We start from the raw sequence: 676 nt of genomic DNA, 5'->3' as shown, positions 1-676 counted from the left end.
TTTTACAATCCGTGGCCGAGTGCCTGTTTCAGCCCAAATGCGCGTAGTCGGATTTTGCTGGCCAAATCGTGCTTCGTCCTGAAACCATACGTCGATCCGATCAAGAGGAAGGTGTCCTGGTGTGTGAAGGATCGTTTCCAGTTGGAAGTTTTTTAAAAGCTTCTTGGCTCTGTAATGATTGTTTCGGGTGTTTAGAGCGACTTGTGATCCAACTAAAGCCAAGTTGCTTTAGAATTTTATAGACATGATTTAAGTGGTAATGAACACCAAATTCAGTATGAATGTAATGCACAATGTCTTCACCGGTAAGGCGGCCACCACGAAGTTCTGTATTCGTGCGCTTTATAAACTCAGATAGTTGTTCAAGTTGCCGCTGTTGTAATCTTGATGGACGTCCTTGAATGGGCTTATTGTCTAAACCAGCTAGCCCATACTCTAGGTAACTAGAAACCCATTTATTCACACTACTTCTTGCTGTGTTTAGACGTTTTGCAATATCGGTTCTGCTATTCCCCTCATAAAATAATGACACTGCGAGCAATCGCATGCGTTTTCGTGCGTTTGGTTCTTTACGAGAAAGCGCTAAAAGCTGTTCAGATATGTTTGGATTCAATGTTATTAACCGGTGATTTTATATAGCCTATATTAGATCAGATATTTAAGCGGAATGGTATAA

Annotated in this window: 1 protein-coding gene; it reads right to left on the bottom strand. The window is 41.3% G+C overall.

Annotated features, from left to right (window positions below; genetic code table 11):
• Window positions 1–100: 100 nt before the first annotated feature.
• Entirely contained in the window at window positions 101–613 is a 513-nt protein-coding gene (locus tag JIG37_RS09550; RefSeq protein ID WP_199529250.1) for an IS630 family transposase, read from the bottom strand.
• Window positions 614–676 lie beyond the last annotated feature (63 nt).

Origin of the sequence: Pseudoalteromonas sp. bablab_jr010 (genome assembly GCF_016464105.1) — a bacterium.
Lineage (GTDB): Bacteria > Pseudomonadota > Gammaproteobacteria > Enterobacterales > Alteromonadaceae > Pseudoalteromonas > Pseudoalteromonas simplex.
The sequence above is the reverse complement of the archived record's forward strand: the minus strand, read 5'-3'. Positions and strand labels throughout refer to the sequence as shown.